Origin of the sequence: Caballeronia telluris (assembly GCF_001544495.1) — a bacterium.
Classification (GTDB): domain Bacteria; phylum Pseudomonadota; class Gammaproteobacteria; order Burkholderiales; family Burkholderiaceae; genus Caballeronia; species Caballeronia telluris.
The window spans coordinates 1-6,182 of sequence record NZ_FCNZ02000082.1 but is presented as its reverse complement, the minus strand read 5'-3'; the positions used below and the strand labels follow the sequence as shown (position 1 = coordinate 6,182).

The window sequence follows — 6,182 nt, the reverse complement described above, 5'->3', positions numbered from 1 at the left end:
AAATCGACTTGCGGCTCGCTCGACGCCGTGCCGCCTGCGCCAAACACGTCGGCGGCACGTTCCTGCAACTGCCGCTTCCATTCGGTGATCTGGTTCGGGTGCACATCGAACTGCTGCGCTAATTCGGCTAGCGTCCGCTCACCCTTGACCGCCGCCATCGCCACTTTCGCTTTGAACGCCGCTGAGTGCGTCCGTCGGGTTCTCTTCGTCATCTTCCTAGTTCCTTTGTCGACATTATCGCCGGCTCAGGCCCCGAGCGTTCCATTTATCCGCCTGTCCGAATTTGCGCGGCCACCTCTGAGCGCTACGCACGAATCGGGCGGGCCCAACATCCCAATGACTTTGGCACCCTCCGTCACAATTAGCAGACCAGTCGCGAGTTGATAATCTGCCGAGATCTCACGGCTGTTTGCTCGTATGACAGCACGCACCCCTGGGGATGTCTTCATGCTCTCTTGCTATCCATGATGCACTGCACCACAAAATTCTATCTGGCGTGTGCAAGCGAGCCGGCTCGCCCGGAAAGCTCGTGGTCGTGCGCGTACAGTGATCTTGCTCCCCCGAGACACAAGTGGAACTGCCACTCGCTCGCGGTGGGCTGTTCGGCCGGCCTTCGTCTCACGCGATCAGCGGGGATCGACGGCGGATTCAACCGGTCGATGCAACACCTAGAATCGGCGTGAGCAGCGGAGGTGTTGCAAAAGAAGCAGCGACCGAGAATTTATTACTCCCAGACCCAGAAAGCGCTGATGTGGGACCGATGGCGCAAGGGCGATACGATTCATCAGATTGCCAAACTGTTCGATCGAGGCCATTCTTCGATTCAGCGGATACTATCGGAGACCGGCGGCATCCAGCCCCTGCAAAGGCACCGCGCGCCACGGGCATTGACGCTCGCGGAGCGCGAGGAGATTCCCCGCTCCCTGTTGTCCGGATTATCGATTCGGTCGATAGCCGCCAGGCTGGGACGCGCTCCTTCCACTATAAGTCGCGAGTTGCAGCGCAACGGAGGCCGCCAAGGCTACCGAGCAAGCCAGGCGGATGCGATCGCCTGGGAGCGGGCACGTCGACCGAAGGTTTGCAAATTGGTGCGAAACCAGGCGCTGTCGCGAGTTGTCGCTGCAAAGCTGAAGCTGCAGTGGTCCCCTAAGCAGATTGCTGGTTGGCTCAGACATGTTTATGCGGTCAACAAGGACTATCTGGTGTCGCACGAGACAATCTATCGGAGCCTCTATATTCAAGCTCGTGGCGCCCTGAAAAAGGAATTGCTTGAGCACTTGCGACGCTCTCGAACCATGCGCCGGTCCGGTCATCACACGCTGAAAACTGAGGACCGCACGAACATTCGCGACGCTGTATCGATCAGCGAACGCCCCGCTACGGCGGAGGATCGGGCAATACCCGGGCACTGGGAAGGTGACTTGCTGTATGGCAATGCTACGAGCCAAAATGCAACTCTCGTCGAACGTCAAAGTCGATTTGTGATGCTGGTAAAAGTCGCCAGCAAGGATTCCGAGGCTGTGGTTGACGCGCTGATACGACACGCCAGCAAGTTACCTCCGGAACTATATAAATCGCTGACGTGGGACAGGGGTTCGGAAATGGCCGACCACAACCGCTTTACTGTCGCTACCGACATTGAGGTCTATTTCTGCGACCCACAGCATCCCTGGCAACGCGGTTCTAACGAAAACACGAATGGGCTTCTGAGGCAATACTTCCCTAAGGGTACTGATCTATCTGCCTACTCGCAGACCAAGCTGGATGCCGTAGCCAGGCGGCTCAACGAACGTCCCCGAAAAACACTAAACTTCGATACGCCAGCTGAGCGATTCACCCAAATCGTTGCATCGGCCGGTTGAATCCGCCGCCAATTTCGGCCATACGGCCGAACACTTCGACGGACGTCACAAGGTCCGCGTTACCCAGTTCAGGAACGTTCCGCCCTCCATGTCGCGCGCGGCTTGCGTCGAGGTTGCTACACCGCCATTTTGCAACGCGGTGCTCGCGGCCATCGAGCGCAGCCGAAATCTGTTTCAGGCGAGATGCAGGGCGACACCGTTCGCCCGCAAAACAAACGTACCGAGGCGTTTCCCGTGCGAACGCGGGGAATGACGCGCTCGACGGTTAGCTACTCACGTCAAAACGCGCATCTCTCAGCCTTCACGAAGCGCTCAGTAGGGCGTCGTTTAATGATTATCTCACCAGCAGCGGATCGGCTCGTAGGTCCTTCAACGCAAGGCGTTTTTGGGCAGGAGTCCAGCTCGAATATTCTTGAGAGCGTCGGGATGAGAGCGAACGCTCACCGAGCGACGGTCTTCGCGCCACGCCTAGAAGATGGGGTGCGAGTAGCGAACGTAAAACAGCGTTAGCACGTCTGTCTGAATCGTTCCGCGAGCGAGCGGAAAGCGAAAGTACAAGGCGTGCTGTCGAAAAATCCCCCGTGCGCGGAGCGAGAATGATCGCTAGTCTCGCTCGGCGCGATGGTAAAGCCTCGGTCGTCCCCGCCATGCTATGAGTGAGCAGCAAATACGGAGACCCCGCCATTGACAAACCCGTTCGCCGCACAGCCCGGACAACCGGCCGGCGCTGTGGCGGATGAGTAAGGAACAAAGATAAGCCCCGTTGTCGGATCGATTGCGACCGAGTGAGCGTTATTGCCTGTATTCAAGCGGGTCACGACGCTTCGGGCGCCGGCATCAACGATCGTAAGCACGGGGGTGCAAGGAGATGCGGCCGTGCAGGCTCCGTTCGTCGACGCATTGCCGGACGCCGTCCAGCGGCTCGCCGCGTTGTAATATCGGTTGGTCGCGGCGTCGTATGCGAGTTGATCGCCGCCTCCGGCGTTAAGCGACGCAACAAGCGCCCCGCTCGCACGATTAAAAATCTGCATCAGCAGCGGTGAACCCGTAGTCGCCTCTCTGCAGCCGACGGCGATGTCGGTTCCCGGTCCTAGGGCGAGACCCGTCGGATCGCAATTAGCCTCGGGGTACATTGCAACACCCGAAAGGGACGTGTAATTCTGAGTGCCACCAGACGGTATTGCGCGAATCGCCGCGCCGGGAACCTTTACCAGTTCTCCGTGCGGATTTGCCGTGCTGCCGTCGACGTTTACATAGAAGTTATCGCTAGCCGCGTCATATACACATGCTTCCAGTCCTGCGGTGGGTTTGCCCCCGGCGTCGGTGAATGTCACCTTCGCGACCACGCTCTGAGTCGTGGTGTTTATGAAGGTAGCGAAGGGCGTCTGTTCTTCCGGGCTAGAGATCATGAAGATCCCATGGGTCGCGTCAAGGCAGCCTTCGTCGGCTCGTACACCGGTTGTACTGACCGCAATGTTCTTGAGCACGGAACCCGCCGCCGGGTCGACGATCTTCACGGAATTGACATCTCCGACGTAAATAAGACTGCCGACCGGTGTAGCGCCGTCGGGCCCGGATGTCGCGCTCGGTCCGGGTCCAAGGCCAGCAAACGCAAGGCTGCCACTGCCTTGAATTGCTTTCACGAAGGTCCTGGTCGAGATGTCGATTACGTCCAGCGATGCGTTGTTGCGATCAGTAAAGTAGTAGCGGCTGCCGCTGACAGTCCCGATGTCGAAGGAAAAATTGACGCCTGCCTTTACGTTAGGTACCGTGATATCCGAAACGAAGTGTGGTCCTGTTTGATCGTTATCGTGGCCGCCGCAACCACCCAGTACAACGGCAGCAGCCGCGACCGCTGCCCTCACCCAGATGTATCTTTGCATCGCGATCTCCTTGTCGTTAGACACTGACATCCCGCTGAGCGGCACGTCCGGGCCTGTATAGGCCACCAATATAGGATAGGTAACGCGCTCGGAGGACGAGTGGTATGGTTTTCCCGTGAGCGCGGTCGCCCGGTCGACAGGCAAAAAACAGGATTCGAAGACTTAGCGGGAGCCTACGCTAAGCTAACGCAACGCTGACGTCCATCCCAAACGGAGTTGAACCGTTGGAAAGGTTCAGAGGGGCGAAGTGCTTCTCGCGCTCCCGTCGGGCAGCAACCCTCAAAAACCGTAAGCGCTAATTTGGGTGCACTGGCACGCGCATGAACGTCGCCTGGTGCCGCAAATCTGCTGCGAGGGAAGCGCGACGTATATCTGAGATCTCGCGTATGGGTTTCTGCCGTCAGGCGGCGTCGGTCGAAGCCTGGTACTGCATGAACCGAAATGGCAGTAGGTCGCTTATGTCGGCGTCTTGTGCCCGTTGAGGCAGTTGGGTCAGTACGTGAAGCAGGTACGTGTATGGCTAGACGTTGCACGCGCGGCATGTGGGGACGAGACTGTAGATGACAGCGCTGGCTTTCGCTCCGGCGACCGTGTCGCTGAAGAGCCAAACTTTCGTGCTGGTGGCAAACGGGCGGATGTCCCGTTCCACGATGTTGTTGTCCACTGGGGCTTGCCCGTCGCCGACGACCGGTTGAATCCGCCCAATATACGTCGATTGCTTTCGGGCGACGTTGCCGCGAAGCGGGTGAGCAACCATCGATGGGTACGGCCGGCGACGCCTACCACAACGCAATGTGCGAATCCTTCTTTGGGACGCTTGAAGCAGAGCTGCTTTTGCGCGAAAACTTCGCGACCCATGAACAAGCCCGGCGGTGCATCTTCTCGCTCTTGGAAGGTTGGTACAACGTACGCCGTCTGCATAGCAGCATCGGATATTGTTCGCCGCTCGAATTCGAAAAACTGAACGAGAAGCTAGAAACCGTGTCGTCCTGCGGGTTGCCCACCGCCGGGCAGCGTCGTGGTCGTGAGGAGCGACCCGCCGCCCGGCCGTGGACAACCCGCGAATCAACGCTTAACGGAGGCCGGACCACGATGAATTCCTGACTGCGAATCCGTCCGTCCGAGCGGGTCAACCTCAATGACCGGCACAGTCGCTGGATCAAGGCGGTGATGCAGCGCCGTCATGTGAGCGTCGCGGCAATCGCTCTCGCGAACAAGACGGCGCGAATAGCGTGGGCAGTATTGACGAGCAATGAATGCTTCACATTGGCATAGCGCTTCCTGTAGCGCGCAGACGCAACCCCACTCTCTTCACGAATGCGCAAGAAGCGGCAAGCATGGCGAACCGGTCGGACCGGCGCTCGTAGATCCTGATATATCCGGCGGCTGCGGTACGAAGCCAAGAGGCCGATGAGGGACAAGCGCGCAAACTTCCATGATGGCTCGTGCTGATTGCAAGCACATCAAAAGCCGAATGTACGGACGCAGTCGAGACCTTCAATATGCACGCCGATCTTGCTCATAGGCGGGAGTCCATGTACGGATATAGTGCTGCAGCCCATCCTCTTCGTCTAAACACACGAAAACCTTCGCAAATGGGAGGCGTTCATATAGCTAACCATGTCCGGAATCTGTCCGCGTCGGTCGGCCGCGCGAGCGCGGCATGCGGGTACTGTGGCCGTGGCGCAGGCAGGCAATCAATTGGCGGCGCAACTCGCCGCGCGGCTGAGCGTAGATAGCCGTGTAGATGGTCGTGCGATACGTGCTGGGTCGGGTCGGTCGAATACGTGCGCTTGAGTGTGTCCGATATCCGCTGGGGCGACACTTCCACTCGAGCAAGGTGACAACAACCCGCCGGCAAACGCCTTGCAGGCAAAGCTTGACGGGGCGGCGCGCGCGCTACGGCGGGAGGCGCACAGCCCTTGAACTGGCACTGATGCGTAGCCGGCAGGAGTGCGGATTTCGGCGATGGTGATCTGTCGTTTCGGCGAACGTGATCAGTCTGGAAGGTGGTGTTGCGCGGTCAAGCGACGCCGGCAGAGTAGCGGCTCGGTCAGCCGCAGTAGGAGATAGTCACGAATACTTTCGTGTTACTGATCTGTGTAGTGCTCTCCGCAAACGCATTTGCAGAATGTGCGACGAACGCCCGTGGTGAAGCGGTATGCGGCAACGGGCACACTGCCGGCGGTTATAACCAGAAAAGCGGTACCGCCTGGACGTCCCAGACTAACCAGAACGATGTACGAACGAGCCAGACAAATCGAGGCGGCGAGGCGGAGACAAAACAAGGAGGAAAACAATATGTAGGAGGACGGGCGTCGTTGGCCGCATCGGCGGTAGTAAAGGGCTGCTCCGCGCTCGTAAGCTGCGTTTGCGCTCAAGCTTGAACAACCGTCCGGTGTGGATCCCCGTACGAAAGTTGATGGCGCGGTCGGCG

At 58.8% G+C, this 6,182-nt stretch carries 4 protein-coding genes and 3 pseudogenes; 3 read left to right on the top strand and 4 right to left on the bottom strand.

The genetic code is table 11. The features are described from left to right. Positions 1-212, bottom strand: a 212-nt coding sequence (locus AWB66_RS31965; protein ID WP_087633985.1) for a transposase, incomplete at its 3' end; no start/stop codon positions are given. Between the two features lie 537 nt (positions 213-749). Between AWB66_RS31965 and AWB66_RS31960 the strand changes: the two genes are divergently transcribed. Then, complete coding sequence (locus tag AWB66_RS31960) at positions 750-1,862, top strand: IS30 family transposase (RefSeq protein ID WP_125469878.1); 1,113 nt, start codon at positions 750-752, stop codon at positions 1,860-1,862. Positions 1,863-2,512: 650 nt separating this feature from the next. Here AWB66_RS31960 and AWB66_RS31955 read toward each other — a convergent pair. Next, entirely contained in the window at positions 2,513-3,745 is a 1,233-nt protein-coding gene (locus AWB66_RS31955; protein ID WP_087633984.1) for a YncE family protein, read from the bottom strand. A 400-nt stretch (positions 3,746-4,145) separates the two neighbouring features. Continuing rightward, a pseudogene (locus AWB66_RS31950) lies at positions 4,146-4,430 on the bottom strand (transposase domain-containing protein); the annotation flags it as partial. A 74-nt stretch (positions 4,431-4,504) separates the two neighbouring features. Between AWB66_RS31950 and AWB66_RS35245 the strand changes: the two are divergent. Further along, positions 4,505-4,849 (top strand): integrase core domain-containing protein, encoded by a 345-nt coding sequence (locus AWB66_RS35245; RefSeq protein ID WP_087633983.1) that lies wholly within the window; start codon positions 4,505-4,507, stop codon positions 4,847-4,849. A 33-nt stretch (positions 4,850-4,882) separates the two neighbouring features. Next, positions 4,883-5,020: pseudogene (locus tag AWB66_RS35305) on the top strand (IS110 family transposase); the annotation flags it as partial. Between the two features lie 338 nt (positions 5,021-5,358). On the opposite strand, the pseudogene AWB66_RS35240 reads toward AWB66_RS35305, so the two are convergent. Then, a pseudogene (locus AWB66_RS35240) lies at positions 5,359-5,697 on the bottom strand (transposase); the annotation flags it as partial. Positions 5,698-6,182: the final 485 nt, after the last annotated feature.

What these genes read in the sequence shown, in the direction of transcription:
- AWB66_RS31955 (WP_087633984.1), bottom strand. Translation starts at nt 3,745, where the DNA reads ATGCAAAGATACATCTGGGTGAGGGCAGCGGTCGCGGCTGCTGCCGTT.
- AWB66_RS31960 (WP_125469878.1), top strand. Translation starts at nt 750, where the DNA reads ATGTGGGACCGATGGCGCAAGGGCGATACGATTCATCAGATTGCCAAA.
- AWB66_RS35245 (WP_087633983.1), top strand. Translation starts at nt 4,505, where the DNA reads ATGGGTACGGCCGGCGACGCCTACCACAACGCAATGTGCGAATCCTTC.